Here is a 19,884-nt window from a genome sequence, read left to right as displayed (position 1 = left end):
GGAGAGAGAAAATTATTCCGCTACGGGTTTCAGACGGACTGCTGGAACAATTTCTCGCGACGGACGGGTGTTTGATGCGGCATCGACGGATAACAGTCCGTTTCACTCCGGGACAGCGGTGATAAAGAGTTTTGCTGGGGGGTATCAAATGGCCGAGCATGACCGAGCATACGGTGACATTTGTGGGGACGGGTGAGGAGATTACCGTCTCAGAGAAGGAGACGATTCTCTCCCGGTGTATCGAGGAGGGTATCGCTCAGGAGTATTCCTGTCGCGTGGGGATGTGTCTGGCCTGTTCGGCGAAAATCGTCGAGGGGTCGGTCACCCAACCCGCCGCTCGTGGATTGACCGACCGGGAACGGGAGAACTACGCACTGACCTGCATGGCGCGCCCGCAGTCGGACCTGAAACTCGACCGCGGGAAGTACCCGCCCAGTATTGAAGCGGATGTCGACCTAGAGGACGGCGACCCCACGCCTGCAGACGACTAGTAGGCACTGAATACCGCTAACATATGGCCTACTAGAATATCTCTAAATACCTTTAACATACGTCTGAAGAATTCCCTGATATAGAGCGGTGAAACTGCGAATGAAGGACAGGTCATATAAGCAAGTGGCCCCTAAGGAATAGTGACTACAGCGTCAGCGGACGGCCTTCGACGACTGAGACACGCTTCCCCAACCATGACCAGCCGCGTATACAGACTTCACTCGACACTTGAACTGCCACTGGAAGACGCCTACGATTTCTTCGAGGATCCGGACCTTCCACCTGAAATCGCTGACATCGACATTACTCGTCGAAATAATACGCTAATCGTCAGCGCCGTCGCCAAGGACGACTCCATGAGCAAGTACACCCCAACGGCCCAACTCAAGGCCAGCGTCACCGAGAACCGGGTGTACGAGGAGGACCCCGACGAGATGGGTCCACCCGGGGCTGCGAGTACCGGAAGCTCCGGCGGTGGCCCCCAGTGGGGCGCACTCGAAGAGGAAGAAGAAGAGATCGAGTCCGAACTCGTCGAATACGCCTGTTTCAAGGGTGACCGTGAGACCGTGCTCCAGAACACCGCGCTCCAGTACGCGATGTTCGAGGTCTTGTGTGAGGTCGCGAAAGTCGCAGAAAAGGGCACGTTGACAGCAATTGCGGCGGTCGACGAGGAACTCAAAGCTGTCCGCATCGTCGATGGGGAAGAGCGGCCCGCTGCGATCAACGTTGCAGAGGAACCCCGCGACGGCGAGGAAGAAGAGGGCGTCAACTGGCGCGACAACGAGTTCATCTCGTAACGCGGCTCGCATAGCGTCCAGTCACGGATTCAGTTTTGTCGAGCCGTAGCTCAATAGCGAATAGCAAACGGCTTAGACCGCTACGCCGGCGTGAGGCCTGAGAGATCAGCGTCGGTAAATCGTGACGCGATTTCGATGGTGAGGTTCGCTTCGATGTAGGCAGCAATCACGATTAGTACGGCGGCCGTCGCAAGTAACCATCCCGCTTCTCGGATCTCCTGTCCAGTGACCAGTTCCTTCGTACGGCCGCGGATATACTGTATCGTGCGCCATCCGAACCGCAGTCCAACGGCGGCGACGATGAGCAGTGCGGGTATCTCGATAAGCCCGTGTGGGACGATGAGCGCGGCGACGACGACGGGCGAGACCTGCTTGAGTGCGATACCGACGACAACACCGATAAGCAGTCCGTTCAAGACGAGCGACAGAACCGTCATCGAACCGAGCGAAATCGCACCGAGCGACATCACGAGCAACGCACCGAGGTTGTTAATGGTCAGTGAGACTGTCGTTAGCTCAGCCGGCATAAATGGATTCTCGCCGGTCGTTCCGGGGTTCTGAAGCCACTCTGCGGGGACCTGACTGCCGAGCCCGTACCCGAGCAGTCCACTGACGATCAGGATCAGCGCGGCTACAGGGACATAGCGCAACAGCCAGCGGTGAAAGAGACGGGCTGGGAGGGTTGGGCGGTCGTCCATACCACACCTTCTGCGCCGGCAGCAAAAAACCCGAGTGACCGGAACGGACGCGGCCGTCATTTTATTTGCCACCGCCTCACACACCTGTCGGACATCCAAAAAGTACTTGGCACTCGTAATTATATCTCATTACACTATGTCCGAATCAGCAGAGTTCCCGGACTATCTGGACGTTGATTACACTGACGGGGAAGGCGAAGACCCCGAAGAGTACCCGACCGTCAACCACAAGATCGAGAAGGCTATCGAGGTCACGAAGACCGGCCTCGAAGAGTACAAGAACCCTGTCGTGATGTGGACTGGCGGCAAGGACTCGACGCTGACGCTGTACTTCGTCAAGGAAGTCGCCGAGCGCTTCGACCTCGAAGTTCCGCCGGTTGTCTTCATCGACCACTACCAGCACTTCGATGAGCTCATCGACTTCGTCGAACACTGGGCCGACGAGTGGGACCTCGATGTCATCTGGGCCCGCAACGAAGACGTGGGCAACTACGTCGACGAGAACGGTCTCGAACCAGGTGACGACATCCCCGTCGACGAACTCTCCGAACACAACCAGCACCACATCCGGAACATCCTCGAATACGAGGAGGACACGTTCCCGTTCCTGCTTGACACTTACGTCGGTAACCACCTCCTCAAAACGGTGGCGCTCAACGACACTATCGAGGAACACGATGTGGACGGTATCCTGTCGGGCATCCGCTGGGACGAGCAGGAGTCCCGCGCCGACGAGACGTTCTTCTCGCCGCGTCACGACCCGGACATCTACCCGCCGCACGACCGCATCCAGTCGATCCTCCAGTTCGCGGAAGCCGACGTGTGGGAGGCCTTCTGGAACTTCGTCGTCCCGGACACGGTCGAGGGCTACCCGGACGACGGTTACGTCCCACAGGGTCAGGACGACCTCCCCGAGGGCATCGAGAAGGAAGACGTGCCGGTCTCGCCGAAGTACTTCGCCGGGTTCCGTTCGCTCGGGAGCGAGGTCAGCACCGACAAGTCCGCCGAAGAGCCCGCCTGGCTGCAGGACATGGCGAACACGACCGAGCGCGCCGGCCGCGCCCAGGACAAGGAAGACCTGATGGAGCGCCTGCGCGACCTCGGCTACATGTAACGGCCACGGAACGACACCGGTTCCGTATCGCTGTTTCTCTTGCTGTCTCAGTAGCGATGTTCGCCACACCAGACGTAAGTACACAGCCGAATCCGCCTGTCGACCGAAACGGGCGGTCTCCAGTAGCGGACCCCAGAACTCAGAACCTGCTAACGGCCCGTGTATTGCCACTCCAACACTTCGACAGAAGTCGATGTAGGCTGCGCCGGCAGCAATCCCGGATCCGGTGTGGTCGAGCGCATAGAGCGGACACGGCTGCCGGTATATGCGTGGCAACAACTACAAGCGTCGGCCAACGCTCGTTTTAGGCCCTTGTTCATCTTTTCTGAATGATGTAATTATCCGTCCCACAAGCTGGTGGATTGCAGTCTAAGCCTCGCTACATCCCATAAAACGGCGGAAGAAGTGCTATGGACAATTGTCGAGAAAAGGTTTAGGTACTGTCGAACACTACCAGTGCGTGAATGAGTTCAGATCAGTACAACTGTCCGAACTGCGGGGCGGAATTGAGCTACCAGACGACGAAGCACAACGGCTGTTCGAACTGCGGGTTCGTTCCGCCCCACGGCGCTGAGTAACGCGGATTGACCGGGTTAGCGGACGCGCTGTTCTGTCGTCGGTAGTTGTAGTGGTCGACGAGTAGTGTGCCGTATTTTGGTCCGACATCTATTTTTCTCGGCTCGCTGTATGGTTGTCTGTGACGGACCGTACAGACCGGGGCGTTCTCGCGGGCGTTATCTTCGCCGTGTTACTGGCGCAAGTCTTGCTGTATCCGGGCGTCGACAGACTCGTTCGGTCGCTTGGTGCGACGACGGACCTGAACGCGAGTATGTGGTTCCTTGCGGCCGAATTTGGGGCGTTTGTCGTTTTCGCTGGTGTGTGGGGCGTATTCAGCGACGCGACCGGACGGCGCACACCGTACATCGCCGGCGGAGCGGGCGTAGGCGCAGTACTGTATGCCCTCATCGCGTGGCTCCCCGGGGCTGTCTCGCTCCCGTTTGTCGGCGTGTTGGTCTTGCGAGTCCTTCAGGGCGGGGCAACGATTGCCGCGTTCTCCCTGGCGATGACGATGCTGATGGATCTCGGCGGCGGCCACGGCAAGAACATGGGAGCGGCAGGAATCGCTATCGGAAGTGGGACAGCGCTTGGTGCGCCACTCGGCGGCCAACTGTATGAAATCCAGACCACGCTCCCGCTGTACGTGGCGAGCACGCTGTCGCTTGTCGTCGCGGTGGCCGCCCTATTCGTGACCGACCGCGCACCGTCGGACGGGCGATCGGGTCTGGCTGCGACCGTGTCCGGGCTCAAACAGCGGCCGACGCTCGGCGTGCCGTACGCCTTCGGGTTCATCGACCGACTCACTGCGGGGTTTTTCGCACTCGTCGGAACCCTGTATTTCAGGGAGACGTTCGAACTATCCCCCGGGGAGACCGGCGTCATGCTGGCGCTGTTTTTCGCCCCGTTCGCCCTGCTGCAGTATCCTTTTGGCGTGCTTTCTGACCGTATTGGCCGTACTATTCCTATCGTCCTCGGATCGGTGCTGTACGGCCTCACGGTCATGGGCGTCGGGCAGGCTCCGACGGTGGCCATCGCCGGGGCAGGAATGGTTCTGACTGGCGTTATCGGAGCACTGATGGCCCCGGCGACGATGGCGCTCGTCTCGGACCTCGCCGGCGAGACGGAGCGCGGCACTGCGATGGCCGGGTTCAACATCTTCGGTAGTGTCGGCTTCCTCGCCGGCATCCTCATCGGCGGGACTGTCGCTGGAGTCTTCGGCTATCCCGTTGCGTTCCTCGTCGCCGGCGGGACGGAAGTCGTCCTAGCGGTGCTGGCGCTACCCGGACTGTTACGACTTGAGAAGCCCGCCAAGGATGCCGTTGGGAGCTGATTACGACGCTTCGCGGATCTCGTCCAGCGCCGCGGGGTTCTCGATGCTGGACATGTCGCCCAGGTCCTCGCCGTGGTAGACGCCAGCGATGGCCCGGCGGATGATTTTCCCGCTCTGAGTCTTGGGGAACTCGTTGACGAACAGCACCTCGCGGGGCCGGAACGGCTTGCCGAGTTCCTCGCCGACAGCGGCGCGGATATCGTCCCGGAGGTCGTCGTCGGATTCGTAGCCGGGTTCCAGCACGGTGTAGAGAACGACGGCAGTGCCGGTGGTGTCGTCCGGCGCACCGACGGCGGCGGCCTGATTGACCGCGTCGTGTTCCATCGCCGCCCCTTCGACCTCCGCCGGTCCGACCTTCCGCCCGGCGACGTTGAGCACGTCGTCAGCCCGGCCGTGGAGGAACCAGAGGCCGTCCTCGTCTTTCTGGGCCCAGTCGCCGTGGTCCCAGACGTCGTCCCAGGTCGACCAGTACTCGTGCAGGTAGCGTTCGTCGCCCGACCAGAGCGACCGGGTCATCGACGGACAAGAGTCCCGAGCGACCAGATAGCCGCGCTCGTGCGTGTCGGCGATGGACTCGCCATCGGAATCGACGATATCGATGTCCATCCCCAGCCCTGGACCGCCCAGCGTGCAGGGTTTGAGCGACTGGATTGGCATCGGCATGAGGAAACAGCCCATTATTTCGGTCCCGCCCGAGATGTTGATGATGGGACAGTCCTCGTTGCCCACGTGCTCGTAGAACCACTGCCAGCTCTCGGGGTCCCAGGGTTCACCGGTCGAGCCCAGCAGCCGCAGGCTGGAAAGGTCGTGACCTTTCAGCCACTCGTCGCCTTTCTTGCGGAGCGCCCGAACCGCGGTCGGCGAGACGCCGAAGGTGGTGATGTCGTGGCGGTCGATCATCTTCCAGAAGCGGTCCGGCTCGGGGTGGTCCGGCGCGCCCTCGTACATGAAGACCGTCCCGCCGAAAGCGTGGTTGCCCAGCAGCGTCCAGGGGCCCATCATCCAGCCGATGTCGCTCACCCAGAAGAAGCGGTCGCTCGGCTTGTGGTCGAAGCCGAAGTAGATCTCCTTGGCCGCCTGCATGAGCGCGCCGGCGTGCGTGTGGACGATGCCTTTCGGCTTCCCGGTCGTTCCAGAGGAGTACAGCAGCATCGACTCCTGATTGCACGGGAGTTCCTTCGCCGCATACTCGTCATCAGCAGTCTCTATTGCTTCGTCCCACCACTCGTCGCGACGTGTCCAGCGGATGGTTTCGTCGGGGTCGTCCGCGACGCCGAGGCGGTCGTAGACGACTGTGTGTTCGACCGGTGTCGTCCCGAGTTCCTCGCCGGCCTGCTTGATGGCCTCGTCGGCGCTCTCCTTGAGGTGGACCTCAGAGCCCCGGCGGTAGAAGCCGTCGCCGGTGAAGAGGACAGAACACTCGGCGTCCGCGATACGGGTCGCCGTCGCGTCGACGCCGAACCCGGAGAAGATGGGCACGGCGACCGCGCCGACCTTGAGACAGCCGTACAGTATCGACGCGACTTCGGGCACCATCGGCATGTACAGACCGACGGTGTCGCCGGTGCCGACGCCGACGGACTCCAGATAGTTCGCTACCTTGCTGGCCTGCCGATTCAGTTCGTGGTACGTGACTTCTCGCACGTCGCCGGGTTCGCCCTCCCAGATGAGTGCGACCGTGTTTCGAGTCGGGCTGTCCCGCGCTGCGTGGCGGTCCAAGACGTTGTGGGCGGCGTTGATACTCCCGCCGGTGTACCAGTCGGTGAACTGTGGGCCCTCACTGTTGTCCCGGACTTGATCGTAGTCTTCAAAGAACTCGATGTCGAGGTACTCCGGGAGCAGGTCCCAGAACCACTCGACGCCCGAGTCGGATTCCTCGGGCAGATCTGTGGTCGTTCGCTCGATGAGTTCGTCGTAGTTGTCGATGTCGTATTCCTGCATGAACTCCCAGACGTTCGTCGATTCGACGAACGAATGGCTCGGTTCGTGGACGATGGAGTCTACGTGGTTTTGTTCGCTCATTGCGTCAGTATTCCGTAGTGTTTGGTCGTCTGGTATAAACTGGTACCGCCGTCCGGCACGCGATACGCGTGTGCCGGTCGGGTAGCCCGATTCCGCACCGTCTGTGTGTGGCGCATCGGCAGTTCATCGCCTCACGTCACTGTCTCACTCGTACGTTTTTGTCATGCCGCCGTCGAACAGCAGGTCCCCGCCGTTGAGGTGGTCGGCGTGGGTCGAGAAGCCGAATACGAAGAGGTTCGCCACGTCGATGGGGTCCATCATCTCCTTGACTCGGGCCTGTCCCAGCATCACGTCGTCGATGACCTCGTCGACGCTGATGCCCCGTTGCTCGGCGGTGTCGGGAATCTGGTCGACGACCAGCGGCGTCTTCACGTAGCCGGTACTGATAGAGAACCCGCGGAGCCCGTCACCACCCTCGGCGGCGATAGACTGTGTCAGCCCCCGGAGGCCGAACTTCGAGACGTTGTAAGCCACCTTGTCCGAGGTGACGTAGTGGCCGTGGACCGACGCCATGTTCCCGATGGCACCCACGCCGTCGTCGGTGCCGCGGATGTGCGGGATGACGCGCTTGGAAAGTGCGAGCGGGGCACGCAACATCACGTCGTGCATCTGGTCGTACTTCGCCATCGGGAAGTCCTCGATGGCGTCGATGTGCTGGAGACCGGCGATGTTGGCGAGGTAGCGCACGGTGCCATGAGAGGCGGCGGTCTCGACGATGGACTCGATATCCGCGTCGTTCGCGAGATCGCCGGTCACCGTCTCGACGGTTCCATCGAGGTTGAGGTCCGCCGCTGTGTCCGCGACTTCCGCGAGGCCATCCGCGTCGATATCCGTTGCGACGGCGGTCACCCCGTTGGCGGCCATCGCCAGCGTCGTCGCTCGGCCGATACCCGACCCGCCGCCGGTCACCAGACAGACGGTGTCGCTCGTGTAGTGGTCATCGTCGACGAACAGGATCGAGGACTCGTCGATCGGCTCGACTTCGAGCCGTTCGTGAGAGGTGCTGGATGCCATTCAGTCACACGTTCTCCAGACATCTCCGAATAGGGGCGGGTTGACATGTATACCCGACTGGCTGCTGCCGTGCTGTCGCAGTCCGCCCCGAGAACGCTGTTCCGTCATCTCACCGGCGACGTGGTTTACGTGTAAACCTCCCGTTATTCGGGGGTTACGTCGGAAGACTCAGTCATCCCTGTGAGCGTGGCACACACCACGTGACCAGCTTCCCCGGATTCGTCCGGGATGTATTGGGACACACCTATGAAACGAACGACGACGGACCATGACAGCGAAGGTATCGGCAGGCGACAACTGCTCTCCGCCGTCGGCGGCTCAGCCGTCGCCGCAGCGCTCGCTGGCTGCTCGACGCTACTGAGCGACGGCGAGGCGGCGGACCAGGGTGGGCAGTCCGGTGGCGAAATTTCCGACGAACCGATACAGGCCGGGCTGTTGACCTTCACCCGCGGCGCACCGGGCGTCCTCGGGATTCAGGCCCAGCGTGGAGCCGAACTCGCCGTCCAGCGCATCAACGAGGCGGGCGGTATCGGCGGGCAACGCGAGATCGAACTGGACGTGGTCAACGAGGGGTCGAACCCGCTCGACAGTTACAACCAGTTCATCGAAGAGGGGAAAGAGGTCACCTTCGGCCCCATCTCTAGTGGCACACACAGCCAGATCGCTCCTGAAGTCGAGAAAAACGAGGTCATCAACGTCAGTACCGACGGGACGGTGACGACGCTCTACGAGGAGACGGTCCCCGATCCGACCTACTCCTTCCGCTTCCAGAACTACGACATCATGGAAGTGGTGACGATGGCCCGGGAGGCCGTCGAGCGCATCGGTGCGGACAACATCTCGACCGTTGCCGGGGTCAACCCTGGCTACTCCTTCGGCGAGGACGAGATGCGAGTGTTCACACAGGCCATTCAGAAACTCACTGGCGCCGAAGTTGTCTACGAGGGGTTCCCGGAACTCGGGGCTAGCGACATGGCGAACCACATCACGTCGATCAACAACGAGGAACCGGACGTGACATTCTCCAGCCTGTGGGGCGGCGATGTGACGACGTTCGTCAGGCAGGCCAACGCCAACAACATGTTCGAGAACACGACGGTGTTCGGCACGACGCTGTACAGCGCAGCCGGCGATGTGCCGGGCGATGCACTGGCCGGGACAGACATCTACTCCGGGTCGCGGAACTACTACTGGGGCCTGCCGGCGCTCGGCAACTGGCAGCCCGGCCGCGAACTGTTCGACGCCGCAACACAGCAGGAGGGCGTGACAGTTCCGACGGCGCACTATATGAGCGGGTATGGAGCCGTCACTGCCTGGGCGACGGCCGTCGAGAAGGCCATCGACCTGCTGGGCACCTACCCCAGCCAGGAGCAGATCGCGCAGGTCCTGGAAGGACACGGCTTCTTCACGCCGGCCGGCTACCACAACATCGCCGAAGACCACCAGGGAGCGTCCAACTCCTTCGCCGGGAAAATGGTGTATGACGACGACCTCGGCGCGGCCAGGCTCGAGGACGTGAACACCTACGCGGCGACCGAGACCGCGCCGCCGCCGGGCGTCACCGGCAGCGACTGGCTGGATAGCTGGAGCGCCTGATACCGAGCCATGGCCGTAACACCCACAGCCGCGCTCGTCCAGACGCTCAACGGCATCCAGTTCGGGTTCATCCTGTTCATGATCGCCTCGGGACTGACCGTCATCCTGGGCATTCTGGACGTTCTGAACCTCGCCCACGGGGAACTGTTCTCACTGGGCGCGTACACCGCCATCGGCGTGTTCGGGTTTATCATCGGCATCATCGGCCCGCCGGGTGACGGCGTCGTCGGTACCGCCGTGTTCATACTCGCAGTTCTCGCGGCCGTTCTGGTGACAGCAGCCATCCTCCTCCCTGTGGGGACCCTCTTTGAAGCGGTGTTCCTGCGCCAGATTTACGACCGCGATCAGGTGTACCAGCTGGTACTGACCTTCACCCTCTTGCTCATACTCCTCGACGTGAAGAAGTTCATCTGGGGGGACAGCTCGATCCGGACAGATGCCGTCTACAGCGCAATCAACGCGATTCCGACGAGCGAACTCGTCGGGCTGAACTACCCAACCTACAACGTGTTTGTCATCCTCGTCGGCTCGGCCGTCGTCGCGGGGCTGTTCTGGTTCTTCGAACGGACGAAGACCGGCCGCATCATCCGTGCGACGGCCATCGATCGCGAGATGGCGACCGCCATCGGCGTCAGCACCGACCGCGTGTTCACGCTCGTGTTCGCGCTGGGTGCGTTCCTCGCCGGCTTCGCCGGTGCAATGGCGGTGCCGCCGACGTCGGCGACCTTGGAGATGGGCACCAATCCGCTGGTGCTTTCCTTCGTCGTTATCGTCATCGGCGGCCTCGGCAGCCTCCGCGGGGCGTTTGTCGGCGCACTCCTCGTCGGTGTCATCCGGAGCTGGATGATTACGCTGTACCCGCCAGGCGAGATCGCGGCCCCGTTCGCCATCATGGCGCTCATTCTGCTGGTCAAGCCAGAGGGCCTGTTCGGGACGTGGGGTGAGACGGCGTGATGCCGGAGCGCGTCGACCGCGACGGGACGCCGGCGTATCGCTTCCTCGGAGTCGAAGTAACGCGACGAGAAGCAGCCTTCCTCGTCTTGGGGGTCGTGTTCCTGTTCGTCATCCCCGATATTGCGAGCCTCTCGGACAGCCTCCAGCTAAGCGTCATCCACCAGGGCCTGCTGTTCGGCTTCGTGGCGGTCGGGCTGAACCTCCTGCTTCGGCACACGAAGCTCACCTCGTTCGGCCACGCGGCCTTCTTCGGCACCGGCGCGTACGCGACCGCGGTCCTCGCGCGCTACGCCGGTGTCCAGAGCGTCGGGCTGCTGTTGCTCGGAGCCATCGCCGCCGCGACGGTGATGGCGGCCATCATCGGGGTGTTGTCGCTGCGACACACCGGGCTGTACTTCGCCCTCCTGACGCTGGCCTTCGGCCAGCTGCTGTACGCCATCGCGCTGGGCCAGAGTGCCCTCGGCGGGAGCGACGGGCTCCCGATCCGGCCGGGGCCGGCGAACCAGCCGCTCCTGTTCGGGACCGCGTTCAGCCCGGACGTGTACCAGGTCCTGACGTACTACCTGACGGTGGTCGTCATCCTCATCGGGCTGTTCGTGATGTACCGCATCACGCAGTCACCGTTCCGCAACGCCCTGGACGCCATCGGGCAGGAACGGACCCGAGCGCGGTTCATCGGTCTGCCGGTCCGGCGGTACGTCTGGGCCGCGTTCGTCATCTCCGGCATCTACGGCGGCGTCGCGGGCGGGCTGTACGCTGTTGTCCGCCAGTACGTCCGCCCGGAGGGGACGCTGTTTTTCCTCCGGTCGGGCGACATCCTGTTCATGGCGATTCTGGGTGGGTTCCGGACGCTTGTCGGCCCGCTCATCGGCGGTGTCGTCCTCGTCTTCCTGCAGGACGTGGGCCAGGACATCACCCAGTACTACGAGTTCCTGACCGGCGTTGTGCTGCTGATACTGGTGTACGGGTTCCCGCGGGGGATCGTCGGGTCGCTCCGGTCTGGCGGCATCGTCAACGCGCGGCTCAGCGAGCTGCGCCGGGAACCGTCCGTCCTGTCGACGTGGGGTCGGACCGCCGCGCAGTCGATAGAACGGAAGGTGACAGCGGCGCTGACCAGCCTGCGGATAATCCTCTTCGGAGTCGACTGATATGCTCGAAGCACGCAATCTGCGGAAGTCCTTCGGTGAACTGGTCGCAACTGACGACATCACGCTCGAGTTCGGTAAGGAGGAGGGCGAACTCGTCTTCATCGTCGGCCCGAACGGGGCTGGGAAGACGACGTTCATCAACCTCCTTACCGGTTTTCTCTCGCCGGACGAGGGGTCCATCGTCCTCGACGGCGACGACATCACCGGCATGTCGGCAAACGGGCGCGTCGATGCCGGCATCGCCCGGAGCTTCCAGGTCGTCAAGGTGTTCGAGGAGATGACCGTCCGTGAGAACCTCCGGACGGTCGTGTTGACCGAACAGGGCAAGACCTGGAGCCTGTTCTCCATGGCTGACGGCCACGAAGAGGTCGAGTCACAGGTAGAGGAACTGGTCGAGAAGTTCAGGCTCGAAGACGCGGCTGACACCGTCGCCGAGGAGCTCCCCCACGGCGACCGGAAACTGCTCGACGTGGCGATGTCGTTCGGCCTCGACCCGGACTACCTCCTGCTTGACGAACCGACCTCGGGCGTGTCGACCCGCGAAAAGGAGTACGTCATCGAGACGATTGTCGAGGTCGGCCGGGCCGAGGGCGTCACGACTGTGACTATCGAACACGATATGGACATCGTCACGGAGTACGCCGACCGCGTCGTCGCACTGCATCAGGGAACTGTCCACGGGGTCGGCCCGCCGACGATGCTCGAAACCGACGACGAACTCCGGCGGCTCCTGCTGGGGGTGGGCGACGATGAGTAGCGAACCGCTGCTGTCCGTTCGCGGCCTCAACGCCGCCGTCGAGGGGTTCCAGGTGACCGAGGACATCGACCTCGACGTGAACGCAGGCGAGGCGGTCGGACTGGTCGGCCGCAACGGGGCAGGCAAGACGAGTACCTTCCGGGGCATCATGGGCCTGACACCGGTCCGGAGCGGCTCAGTCAGGTTCCGTGGTGAGGAGCTGACCAGCATCCGCTCGGAGCTGATTCCCAAGCGAGGCATCGGCTACCAGCCCGAGGACCGGAAGCTGTTCACCGGGATGACTGTCGACGAGAACTTCCGGCTCCCGATCTGGACCAGCGGGAAGGCCCGCGGTATCGATGACGAGGACGCGGTCATCGAGAGCGTCTACGACGTGCTCACCGAACTCGACGACCGCCGGGACGCGAAGGTTCAGAACCTCAGCGGCGGCCAGGCCAAGATGGTCGCCATCGGCCGGGCGCTGGCGCTCCAGCCCGATTTGCTCATCCTCGACGAACCGCTGGAGGGACTGGCTCCGGTCGTCGTCGAGAACCTCAAGCGCTACATCCGGGCCATCAACGACCAGGATATCGCGGTACTCATCGCGGAGTCCAACGTCACGCACGTCCCCGAGGTCGTGGACCGCCTCTATGTCATCGAGCGTGGGGATATCATCGCTAGCGGCGACCCCGAGGAACTGGCAGCCGACGAGGAAATCCAGAAGTTGATGCAGGGCAGCGGCACGGAGTAGCGGAAATCACAGTCCTGCCCTTCTCACTCGGTCACGTCATTCATCGCCGTCGTGACGCGGTCGAGTATCTTCCGTTGACTGCGCCGGAAGTTCTTCGAGATAGCCATCTTCGACACGTCGAACTCCTCGGCGAGGGAGGAAAGCGTCGCGTCCCGGGGCGTGTCGAAGTAGCCGCCTTCGACGGCTTTCTCCAGTGTGTTTCGCTCGACTTCCGACAGTTCCCGACAGCCGTCGACCAGCCGTTTTGCAGAGTCGATGTTCTGAAGCAGGTCGTAGTAGTCCTCCAGGTCGACCGACTCGCGGGATCGGATCGTGTAGTCGTTGTCCCGTTCGAGTTCCGACAAGGTCCCTTCCGCGACGCGCTCGGTGTCGAAGCCGACGTGCCAGATCTCGGACCCGTCCCGGATGCGGAACGGGCCGGTGATGTAGCCACTGTGGTCGCGGATGACGCTCATCGCGTTCGTCTCGTCGATCCGTGAGCGGATGAGCGCCAGATCATCCTTCCGACGAAGGAGCTGGTAGGACTCCATGTGATCGTGGGTCTCCAGTGCGTTCAGCCCGCGATCTAGTTCCTCACGGTCCGCGCCGTTGACCATGATCCGCGTCTCAAGCTCCCGCTCGACAGGGTGGAAATCCCACTGCTTGGCCAGGAACGACACCTCGTAGTCCCGTGTCGTATCGATGTACGGACAGTCGTACTGGACCATGTCCATCTCGAGCGAGATCATGGGTAATCAATCATGTTGGACTGTCTTAGTGGTTGCCTCTCAACCAGGTCGTCTCCTGTCTCAATCACGCCGCAAACCCTTTTGACTGCGGCAGTCAAGTTTAGAGCATGTACGTCCGGGATGCGAAAAACCGCGAGGAAGTCTGGTTGCTCGACCGTATCGAAGAGATGGGGCTGGACGAGACGGCTTTCAGATCCCGGGACTACGTCGTCGCTATCGACGAGGAGAGTCACAAAAAAGCGGGTTTCGGCCGCATCCGTATCCACAAGGGCGGCGACGAGCCAGTCTGTGAACTGACCAGCATCGGCGTCCTGCCCGAATGGCGCAATCAGGGCGTCGGTGCCCACGTCATCGAGCGTCTGGTCGAGTACGCGGGCGACGAGGGGTTCGACACCGTCTACTCGCTGACGAACGCCTCGGAGTACCTCGCGCAGTTCGGTTTCGAACGCATCGAGCCGGCCCAGTTGCCTGACCCACTCCGGGACCGACTCGCGACTAAGCAGGAGAACATCCAGCCGGATGCGGTGCCGCTCCGGGTTACCGCCGACCGCTTCGAAGTGCCCGGCCACCTCCGCAGGCGGTTCAAGCAGGCCAGTGCCGGGGAACCCGAGGAGCCAGAGCCCGAGGAGGGTCCCGAGGACTTCGGTATCGATCCCGATGAAGCGACCTACAAGTACGACACGGGCGACTGACCAGCTGTCGACGGCGGATTCACTACCGGATGTCGACGACTTCGATGTCGAACACGAGTGTCTTACCGGCCAGCTCGTGGTTGAAATCCACCTCAACAGCATCGTCTCGGACGGCAGTCACATCCCCGTGAAGCCCGTTTTCGGCCTCGACGTGGATTCCGACTTCCGGCTCTTTTCCCACCATGCCCTCGAACGTCTCGGGGTCGTACTCGCGGATGCGGTCGGACTGGAACTCGCCGTATGCTTTCTCTGGGGGCACCGTGACGGTGGCCTCCTCACCCGCGGCCATGCCGACGAGCGCCTCGTCGATCCCTTCGATGATCTCCCCTGCACCGACGGTGAAGGAAAGCGGTGCGTACTCGCTCGCCTCGACACCCTGTGCCTCCATGAGTCCGTGCTCCCTGGCGACTTCGGGACGTGACGTATCGAAGACGCTCCCGTCTTCGAAGCGGCCGACGTACTCGATGGTGACGCCGTCTCCCGGTTCGATTGGCATACGTCCTCGGTAGAGACCGACGATATAAACCCACCTCGGAACAGCGCGCTGTGAATCCCCGCGGGGTGAAGATTACAAATCGTGAAGGATTTAAGAACCCTTAAGCCTCCGCCGTCCGACAGTCCGTCCATGTTTGACCCCGACGAGCTGGAGGAGATACGGGAGTCGAAGGCTCAGTGGGAGGAAGACGATGTCCAGCCCACCGTCGATCGCTTTGGCGAACGCAAGGAGACGTTCACCACGGACACCGAAGGACACGAGGTAGACCGCCTGTACACCCCCGAAGACATCTCGGATCTCGACTACGAAGAGGATCTGGGTTTCCCCGGCCAAGAGCCCTACACCCGCGGCGTGTATCCGACCGGCTATCGGGGCCGCCTCTGGACAATGCGCCAGTACGCCGGGATGGGGACCGCGACGGAGACCAACGAGCGGTTCAATTACCTGCTCGACCAGGGCCAGACCGGGCTCTCGATGGCGTTTGACCTCCCCACGCAGATGGGCTACGACTCCGACCACGCGATGGCCGCCGGCGAAGTTGGCAAAACCGGCGTCGCCATCGACTCGCTGGACGACATGGAGACTGTGTTCGATGGCATCCCGCTGGACGAGGTCTCGACGAGTATGACCATCAACGCCCCTGCGTCGGTGCTGCTGGCGATGTACATCGCCGTCGGCGACAAGCAGGGCGTCGACCGCGAGGAACTCCGCGGGACTATCCAAAATGACGTGCTCAAGGAGTACATCGCCCGGAACACGTTCATCTACCCGCCGGAGCCGTCGATGCGGCTCATCACCGATATCTTCGAGTTCTGCGCCGCCGAGACGCCGAAGTTCAATACTATCTCTATCTCCGGGTATCACATCCGCGAGGCCGGCTCGACGGCCGCTCAGGAGATCGCCTTCACTCTCGGCGACGGCATCGAGTACGTCGAGGCCGCTATCGAGGCCGGGCTGGACGTGGACGAGTTCGCTCCACAACTCTCCTTTTTCTTTGCCTCCTATAACAACATCTTCGAGGAAGTGGCGAAGTTCCGGGCAGCGCGTCGACTCTGGGCGAAAATCATGGACGAGCGCTTCGACGCACAGAACCCCAAGTCCAAGCAACTGAAGTTCCACACCCAGACCGCTGGCTCGACGCTGACCGCCCAGCAAATCGAGAACAACGTCGTCCGCGTCTCCTACCAGGCTCTCGCGGCGGTCCTGGGCGGAACGCAGAGCCTCCACACCAACGGCAAGGACGAGGCTATCGGCCTGCCGACAGAGCAGTCTGTCAGAACTGCACTGCGGACCCAGCAGATTCTCGCCCACGAGTCCGGCGCAGCGGACACCATCGACCCGCTGGCCGGAAGCTACTACGTCGAATCACTGACCGACGAACTCGAAGCCGAGGCCCGTGAACTCATCGAGGAGGTCGACGAACGCGGCGGGATGCGCCGCTCCATCGAGGAACAGTGGGTTCAGCGCCAGATTCAGGACGTGGCCTTCGAGCGCCAGCGTGAACAGGAAGCTGGCGAACGCATCATCGTCGGCGTCAACGAGTATCAGGTCGAAGAAGAGGGCGAGCAGGACATCGAAGAGGTCGACGAAGCGGTCGAGCAGGCCCAGCAGGACAACGTCGCTACGGTTCGGGAGGAGCGCGACGAGGAGGCCGTCGAGGCGAAACTCGACGCGCTCCGACAGGCCGCCGAGGGCGACGAGAACGTCATGCCCTACATCATCGACGCCGTGAAAGTCTACGCCACGACCGGCGAGGTGTGCGACGTGCTCCGGGACGTGTTCGGCGAGTACCAGCCCGGCTCGTCAATGTAGGCTCGGTCGAGACGCGGATATTGCCTGTTTTTCCAGTCCTCCGTGCTCCCAGAATTATAAGCCATCCCGGTGTACGGCCGTCCATGCAATTCGATCACGCTGGTATCGCGACAGACGACGCCGCCCCGCTCGCAGAACTGTTCGCCGAAGCCTTCGGGACACCGGTCGTCCACGAGGAGACATTCGACGGGCTACAGGTGACGTTTCTGGAGATGGACAACGGCTACTTCGAACTGCTAGAACCGCTGCCAGACGCCGACGGCGCGATTCCCAGATATCTCGACAGCAACGGGCCGGGCATCCATCACGTGGCTCTGGAGACAGACGATATCGCCACCGCGCTAGAGACCGTTAGTGACTGCGGCATCGACCTCATAGACGAGGAGCCACGGCCGGGCGCGTGGGGGCACGACGTGGCGTTTCTCCATCCGAAAACGACTGGCGGGGTGCTCGTGGAGCTAGTCGAACACTAACGGAGGGCTCCCGGATTCCGGAGTCACTTGTCGCCGAGGAAGGCCGCGAACCGGTCTTCAGCTCCGGGGGTCAGGCGTTCCGGCGGCTCCGCGAACCACGCCGCGCCGACGAGTTCAGACTCGTCCACGTCGAGGCTCCCCTTCTTGTACTCTGCTTCGAGGAAGATGTCTAGCGTGTGCACCGACCCCTGTGCATCGGTGTCCGGATAGTACTTCGAGTGAACGACCTCCGCGACGCCGGTGACCGTACAGCGGATGCCGGTCTGTTCGTTGACGCGGCGGACGGCAGTCCCTTGGACCGACTCGTACTCGTCCCCCTTGCCGCCGCCGGGCAGCGCCCACATGTCAGCGCCGCGCCCAAGCACCAGCAGGACACGGTCGCGGGTATCGCCGGCTGCCTGCTCTGGTATCTGGTCACTTAGCTCCGGGAACTCTGAGCCGTCTCGGGTGACGAACACGACGCTGTTCCCGGAGTACCCAGTCCCGCGTGTCGCAGCGAACACGTCGGCGTATTCGTCGGGCGATAGCTCGAAGGTCTCCTCGGTGACCGGAACCTCGTCGTAGGCCGCTTCCAGGCTCGAAATACGCTCGTCGACGTTCGTCTGGTTGATCTTCTCTGTGAGGTTCGCATCTCCCGCCCCAGTCTCAGGGCCGTCGGCGTCGTCAGTCATACCGGGTTGTACTCCGGGCCACCGATAAGTGCCGTGGTCCAGCCGATGAAAAAGAACTTGTATTCTGGTTGTCTGCTTCCGGACATGAAAGCGATTGTCCTCGCAGGCGGGTACGCCACCCGGCTCTGGCCTGTCACCAAGCACCGGCCCAAGATGCTGCTCCCTGTCGGTGAAACGACCGTCATCGACCGGATTCTCGGGGAATTAGAGGAGGACGATCGAATCACTGACGTGTTCGTCAGTACGAACCAGCGGTTTGCCGACGACTTCCGGGACCACATCGCCGCGAGCAGTTTCGAAAAGCCGTCGCTGACCGTCGAAGAAACCGCAGAGGAAGACGAGAAGTTCGGCGTCGTCGGTGCGCTCGCCCAGCTAGTCGACCGGGAAGGACTCGGCGATGAAGACCTGCTCGTCATTGCCGGCGACAACCTCATCAGCTTCGACATCGCGGAGTTCATCGACTACTTCGAACAGTACGACGACCCCACGCTCGCCGCCTATGATGTTGGGTCCCTGGAAAAGGCCAGTTCCTACGGCCTCATCGAACTCGACGGCGAGGAGGTCACGGACTTCCAAGAGAAGCCCGACGACCCCAACAGCACGCTCGTCTCGATTGCCTGCTACGCGTTCCCGGCCGATGCGATTCGCTTCGACGAGTACCTCGAAGACGGAAACAACCCCGACGAACCCGGCTGGTTCATCCAGTGGCTCGTCGATGACGGGCCGGTCCGTGCGTTCACGTTTGACGACGCCTGGTACGACATCGGGACGCCCGAGAGCTATCTGGAGGCCGTCGCGTGGGAACTGGACGGGGACAACGTCGTCGCGGAGGACGCCACCATCGAGAACACCACGCTCGGCGAGAACGTTCACGTCCTCTCGGGGGCGGAAATCGTCAACTCCAGCCTCGACGGGACCATCGTGTTCCCGGGCACGACCATCATCGATTCGGACATCCGCCAGTCGATTATCGACCGCGACACGCAAGTCGAGAGTCTGGACCTCGCCGGTGCGCTCATCGGCGCACACACGCAGTTGACCAACGGCGATTAGTCCCGCCCAGCCGTTTTGTCTTTCCTGATTACGCCAGCCACGCGTCTTCGATCTGTACCGTCCCACGACTGCCGTCCCACTGCGTCTCGTACTCCAATTCGATCCGGCGGTCCATGTGTGGCCCGTCGGTGACGAGCGTCTCGAACTCCCCACCTTCGCCGAGGATGTGGACGCCGTACTCGTCGTTGAGTGCCTCCAGTTCGTCGAGCGCGTCGGCGTCGAGCGTGCGACCCAGCCAGGACTCGTCGAGGCCGTAGGCGGCAACACGGATAATCCGAATCTCGAAGCCAGCGTCGAGCATCGCGTCAGCGAGGTCGCGGGGGTTTTCCTGCCACAGCGGCGCGAACACGTTGGCTTCGAGGCGGTCGGCCATCGATTCGATGCGGGTCGTCTGGTACTCGCTTTCGACAGCGCCTGCGGTGACGCCGGTGATGCCGCCGTCCAGTTCACCGTCGAGTTCACGCAGTGCTTCTTCCAGCGGTTCGAGTTCGGCGTCGCCCTGCTCGCCCGAGTCAGGCACGTCGTCGGCCTCGAAGTCATCAGGTTCGACCTCGACCAGTGGGATACCGATACTCTCGGCAGCCAGGCGAGCCAGTCGTGTCGCCGGAACGTGGTACATGTAGGAGTCGCCCTCCGGGTGGACCGTCACCAAGCGTTCGACGGGGTGGCCCCGTTCCAGTGCCCGGTACAGCGCCCACGAGGAGTCTTTGCCGCCGGAGAACAGCGAAACCCACGCGCCGTCTGTCATA

Annotated in this window: 20 protein-coding genes; 13 read left to right on the top strand and 7 right to left on the bottom strand. The window is 62.4% G+C overall.

Going from position 1 to position 19,884, the window contains the following annotated elements; all coding sequences use genetic code 11:
- The first annotated feature begins 158 nt into the window (after window positions 1–158).
- A complete protein-coding gene (locus IEY38_RS07855; protein ID WP_188976798.1) occupies window positions 159–491 on the top strand; it encodes a 2Fe-2S iron-sulfur cluster-binding protein in 333 nt (110 codons plus the stop codon).
- Window positions 492–686: 195 nt separating this feature from the next.
- Window positions 687–1,289: a DUF7110 family protein gene (locus IEY38_RS07850; RefSeq protein WP_005534746.1), complete on the top strand. Its 603-nt coding sequence runs from the start codon at window positions 687–689 to the stop codon at window positions 1,287–1,289.
- 80 nt (window positions 1,290–1,369) lie between these two features.
- Here the strand turns inward: IEY38_RS07850 and IEY38_RS07845 are convergent, their stop codons facing one another.
- A complete protein-coding gene (locus tag IEY38_RS07845) occupies window positions 1,370–1,987 on the bottom strand; it encodes a stage II sporulation protein M (RefSeq protein WP_188976796.1) in 618 nt (205 codons plus the stop codon).
- 136 nt (window positions 1,988–2,123) lie between these two features.
- Between IEY38_RS07845 and IEY38_RS07840 the strand changes: the two genes are divergently transcribed.
- Together IEY38_RS07840 and IEY38_RS07835 are read left to right on the top strand one after the other, a co-directional pair.
- Complete coding sequence (locus tag IEY38_RS07840; protein WP_101349902.1) at window positions 2,124–3,101, top strand: phosphoadenosine phosphosulfate reductase family protein; 978 nt, start codon at window positions 2,124–2,126, stop codon at window positions 3,099–3,101.
- Between the two features lie 697 nt (window positions 3,102–3,798).
- Window positions 3,799–4,989, top strand: a complete 1,191-nt coding sequence (locus IEY38_RS07835) for an MFS transporter (protein ID WP_188976794.1) — start codon at window positions 3,799–3,801, stop codon at window positions 4,987–4,989.
- On the opposite strand, the gene IEY38_RS07830 is transcribed toward IEY38_RS07835, so the two are convergent.
- Complete coding sequence (locus IEY38_RS07830) at window positions 4,990–7,011, bottom strand: acyl-CoA synthetase (protein ID WP_188976792.1); 2,022 nt, start codon at window positions 7,009–7,011, stop codon at window positions 4,990–4,992.
- Between the two features lie 144 nt (window positions 7,012–7,155).
- Window positions 7,156–8,025: an SDR family oxidoreductase gene (locus tag IEY38_RS07825; protein WP_188976790.1), complete on the bottom strand. Its 870-nt coding sequence runs from the start codon at window positions 8,023–8,025 to the stop codon at window positions 7,156–7,158.
- A 246-nt stretch (window positions 8,026–8,271) separates the two neighbouring features.
- Here IEY38_RS07825 and IEY38_RS07820 point away from each other — a divergent pair, with 246 nt between their 5' ends.
- The 5 genes from IEY38_RS07820 to IEY38_RS07800 are packed head-to-tail and all read left to right on the top strand — an operon-like array spanning window position 8,272 to window position 13,210.
- A complete protein-coding gene (locus tag IEY38_RS07820; RefSeq protein ID WP_188976788.1) occupies window positions 8,272–9,621 on the top strand; it encodes an ABC transporter substrate-binding protein in 1,350 nt (449 codons plus the stop codon).
- Between the two features lie 9 nt (window positions 9,622–9,630).
- Complete coding sequence (locus IEY38_RS07815) at window positions 9,631–10,575, top strand: branched-chain amino acid ABC transporter permease (protein WP_188976786.1); 945 nt, start codon at window positions 9,631–9,633, stop codon at window positions 10,573–10,575.
- Window positions 10,575–11,723 (top strand): branched-chain amino acid ABC transporter permease, encoded by a 1,149-nt coding sequence (locus IEY38_RS07810; protein WP_188976784.1) that lies wholly within the window; start codon window positions 10,575–10,577, stop codon window positions 11,721–11,723. Before IEY38_RS07815 ends, IEY38_RS07810 begins: the two co-directional genes overlap by 1 nt.
- 1 nt (window position 11,724) lies before the next feature.
- Window positions 11,725–12,480: an ABC transporter ATP-binding protein gene (locus IEY38_RS07805; protein ID WP_188976782.1), complete on the top strand. Its 756-nt coding sequence runs from the start codon at window positions 11,725–11,727 to the stop codon at window positions 12,478–12,480.
- Window positions 12,473–13,210 (top strand): branched-chain amino acid ABC transporter ATP-binding protein, encoded by a 738-nt coding sequence (locus IEY38_RS07800; protein WP_188976780.1) that lies wholly within the window; start codon window positions 12,473–12,475, stop codon window positions 13,208–13,210. Before IEY38_RS07805 ends, IEY38_RS07800 begins: the two co-directional genes overlap by 8 nt.
- A gap of 23 nt (window positions 13,211–13,233) precedes the next feature.
- Here the strand turns inward: IEY38_RS07800 and IEY38_RS07795 are convergent, their stop codons facing one another.
- Complete coding sequence (locus IEY38_RS07795; RefSeq protein WP_188976778.1) at window positions 13,234–13,938, bottom strand: helix-turn-helix domain-containing protein; 705 nt, start codon at window positions 13,936–13,938, stop codon at window positions 13,234–13,236.
- 107 nt (window positions 13,939–14,045) lie between these two features.
- Here IEY38_RS07795 and IEY38_RS07790 point away from each other — a divergent pair, with 107 nt between their 5' ends.
- Window positions 14,046–14,630 (top strand): GNAT family N-acetyltransferase, encoded by a 585-nt coding sequence (locus IEY38_RS07790; protein ID WP_188976776.1) that lies wholly within the window; start codon window positions 14,046–14,048, stop codon window positions 14,628–14,630.
- A 22-nt stretch (window positions 14,631–14,652) separates the two neighbouring features.
- Here IEY38_RS07790 and IEY38_RS07785 read toward each other — a convergent pair whose 3' ends face one another.
- Entirely contained in the window at window positions 14,653–15,126 is a 474-nt protein-coding gene (locus IEY38_RS07785) for an FKBP-type peptidyl-prolyl cis-trans isomerase (RefSeq protein WP_188976774.1), read from the bottom strand.
- A gap of 129 nt (window positions 15,127–15,255) precedes the next feature.
- Here IEY38_RS07785 and IEY38_RS07780 point away from each other — a divergent pair, with 129 nt between their 5' ends.
- Both IEY38_RS07780 and mce read left to right on the top strand, forming a co-directional pair.
- Window positions 15,256–16,938, top strand: coding sequence for an acyl-CoA mutase large subunit family protein (locus IEY38_RS07780; RefSeq protein ID WP_188976772.1), 1,683 nt, complete (start codon window positions 15,256–15,258; stop codon window positions 16,936–16,938).
- Between the two features lie 83 nt (window positions 16,939–17,021).
- The gene (gene mce / locus IEY38_RS07775; RefSeq protein WP_170097825.1) at window positions 17,022–17,411 is read left to right on the top strand and encodes a methylmalonyl-CoA epimerase; all 390 of its coding nucleotides are present in this window, start codon (window positions 17,022–17,024) and stop codon (window positions 17,409–17,411) included.
- A 23-nt stretch (window positions 17,412–17,434) separates the two neighbouring features.
- Here mce and IEY38_RS07770 read toward each other — a convergent pair whose 3' ends face one another.
- Window positions 17,435–18,082, bottom strand: coding sequence for an NUDIX hydrolase (locus tag IEY38_RS07770; protein WP_188976770.1), 648 nt, complete (start codon window positions 18,080–18,082; stop codon window positions 17,435–17,437).
- A gap of 84 nt (window positions 18,083–18,166) precedes the next feature.
- Here IEY38_RS07770 and IEY38_RS07765 point away from each other — a divergent pair, with 84 nt between their 5' ends.
- Window positions 18,167–19,135, top strand: a complete 969-nt coding sequence (locus IEY38_RS07765) for a sugar phosphate nucleotidyltransferase (protein WP_188976768.1) — start codon at window positions 18,167–18,169, stop codon at window positions 19,133–19,135.
- A 28-nt stretch (window positions 19,136–19,163) separates the two neighbouring features.
- On the opposite strand, the gene IEY38_RS07760 is transcribed toward IEY38_RS07765, so the two are convergent.
- Entirely contained in the window at window positions 19,164–19,883 is a 720-nt protein-coding gene (locus tag IEY38_RS07760) for a diphthine--ammonia ligase (protein WP_188976766.1), read from the bottom strand.
- Between the last annotated feature and the right edge of the window lies 1 nt (window position 19,884).

The organism is Haloarcula sebkhae (assembly GCF_014647415.1).
Classification (GTDB): Archaea; Halobacteriota; Halobacteria; order Halobacteriales; family Haloarculaceae; genus Haloarcula; species Haloarcula sebkhae.
The sequence above is the reverse complement of the archived record's forward strand: the minus strand, read 5'-3'. Positions and strand labels throughout refer to the sequence as shown.

Coding starts and splice junctions, on each gene's coding strand:
- IEY38_RS07820 (WP_188976788.1), top strand. CDS start 8,272: ATGAAACGAACGACGACGGACCATGACAGCGAAGGTATCGGCAGGCGA.
- IEY38_RS07850 (WP_005534746.1), top strand. CDS start 687: ATGACCAGCCGCGTATACAGACTTCACTCGACACTTGAACTGCCACTG.
- IEY38_RS07830 (WP_188976792.1), bottom strand. CDS start 7,011: ATGAGCGAACAAAACCACGTAGACTCCATCGTCCACGAACCGAGCCAT.
- IEY38_RS07815 (WP_188976786.1), top strand. CDS start 9,631: ATGGCCGTAACACCCACAGCCGCGCTCGTCCAGACGCTCAACGGCATC.
- IEY38_RS07770 (WP_188976770.1), bottom strand. CDS start 18,082: ATGACTGACGACGCCGACGGCCCTGAGACTGGGGCGGGAGATGCGAAC.
- IEY38_RS07805 (WP_188976782.1), top strand. CDS start 11,725: ATGCTCGAAGCACGCAATCTGCGGAAGTCCTTCGGTGAACTGGTCGCA.
- IEY38_RS07780 (WP_188976772.1), top strand. CDS start 15,256: ATGTTTGACCCCGACGAGCTGGAGGAGATACGGGAGTCGAAGGCTCAG.
- IEY38_RS07855 (WP_188976798.1), top strand. CDS start 159: ATGACCGAGCATACGGTGACATTTGTGGGGACGGGTGAGGAGATTACC.
- IEY38_RS07795 (WP_188976778.1), bottom strand. CDS start 13,938: ATGATCTCGCTCGAGATGGACATGGTCCAGTACGACTGTCCGTACATC.
- IEY38_RS07765 (WP_188976768.1), top strand. CDS start 18,167: ATGAAAGCGATTGTCCTCGCAGGCGGGTACGCCACCCGGCTCTGGCCT.
- IEY38_RS07845 (WP_188976796.1), bottom strand. CDS start 1,987: ATGGACGACCGCCCAACCCTCCCAGCCCGTCTCTTTCACCGCTGGCTG.
- IEY38_RS07760 (WP_188976766.1), bottom strand. CDS start 19,883: ATGACAGACGGCGCGTGGGTTTCGCTGTTCTCCGGCGGCAAAGACTCC.
- IEY38_RS07785 (WP_188976774.1), bottom strand. CDS start 15,126: ATGCCAATCGAACCGGGAGACGGCGTCACCATCGAGTACGTCGGCCGC.
- IEY38_RS07790 (WP_188976776.1), top strand. CDS start 14,046: ATGTACGTCCGGGATGCGAAAAACCGCGAGGAAGTCTGGTTGCTCGAC.
- IEY38_RS07800 (WP_188976780.1), top strand. CDS start 12,473: ATGAGTAGCGAACCGCTGCTGTCCGTTCGCGGCCTCAACGCCGCCGTC.
- mce (WP_170097825.1), top strand. CDS start 17,022: ATGCAATTCGATCACGCTGGTATCGCGACAGACGACGCCGCCCCGCTC.
- IEY38_RS07825 (WP_188976790.1), bottom strand. CDS start 8,025: ATGGCATCCAGCACCTCTCACGAACGGCTCGAAGTCGAGCCGATCGAC.
- IEY38_RS07840 (WP_101349902.1), top strand. CDS start 2,124: ATGTCCGAATCAGCAGAGTTCCCGGACTATCTGGACGTTGATTACACT.
- IEY38_RS07810 (WP_188976784.1), top strand. CDS start 10,575: ATGCCGGAGCGCGTCGACCGCGACGGGACGCCGGCGTATCGCTTCCTC.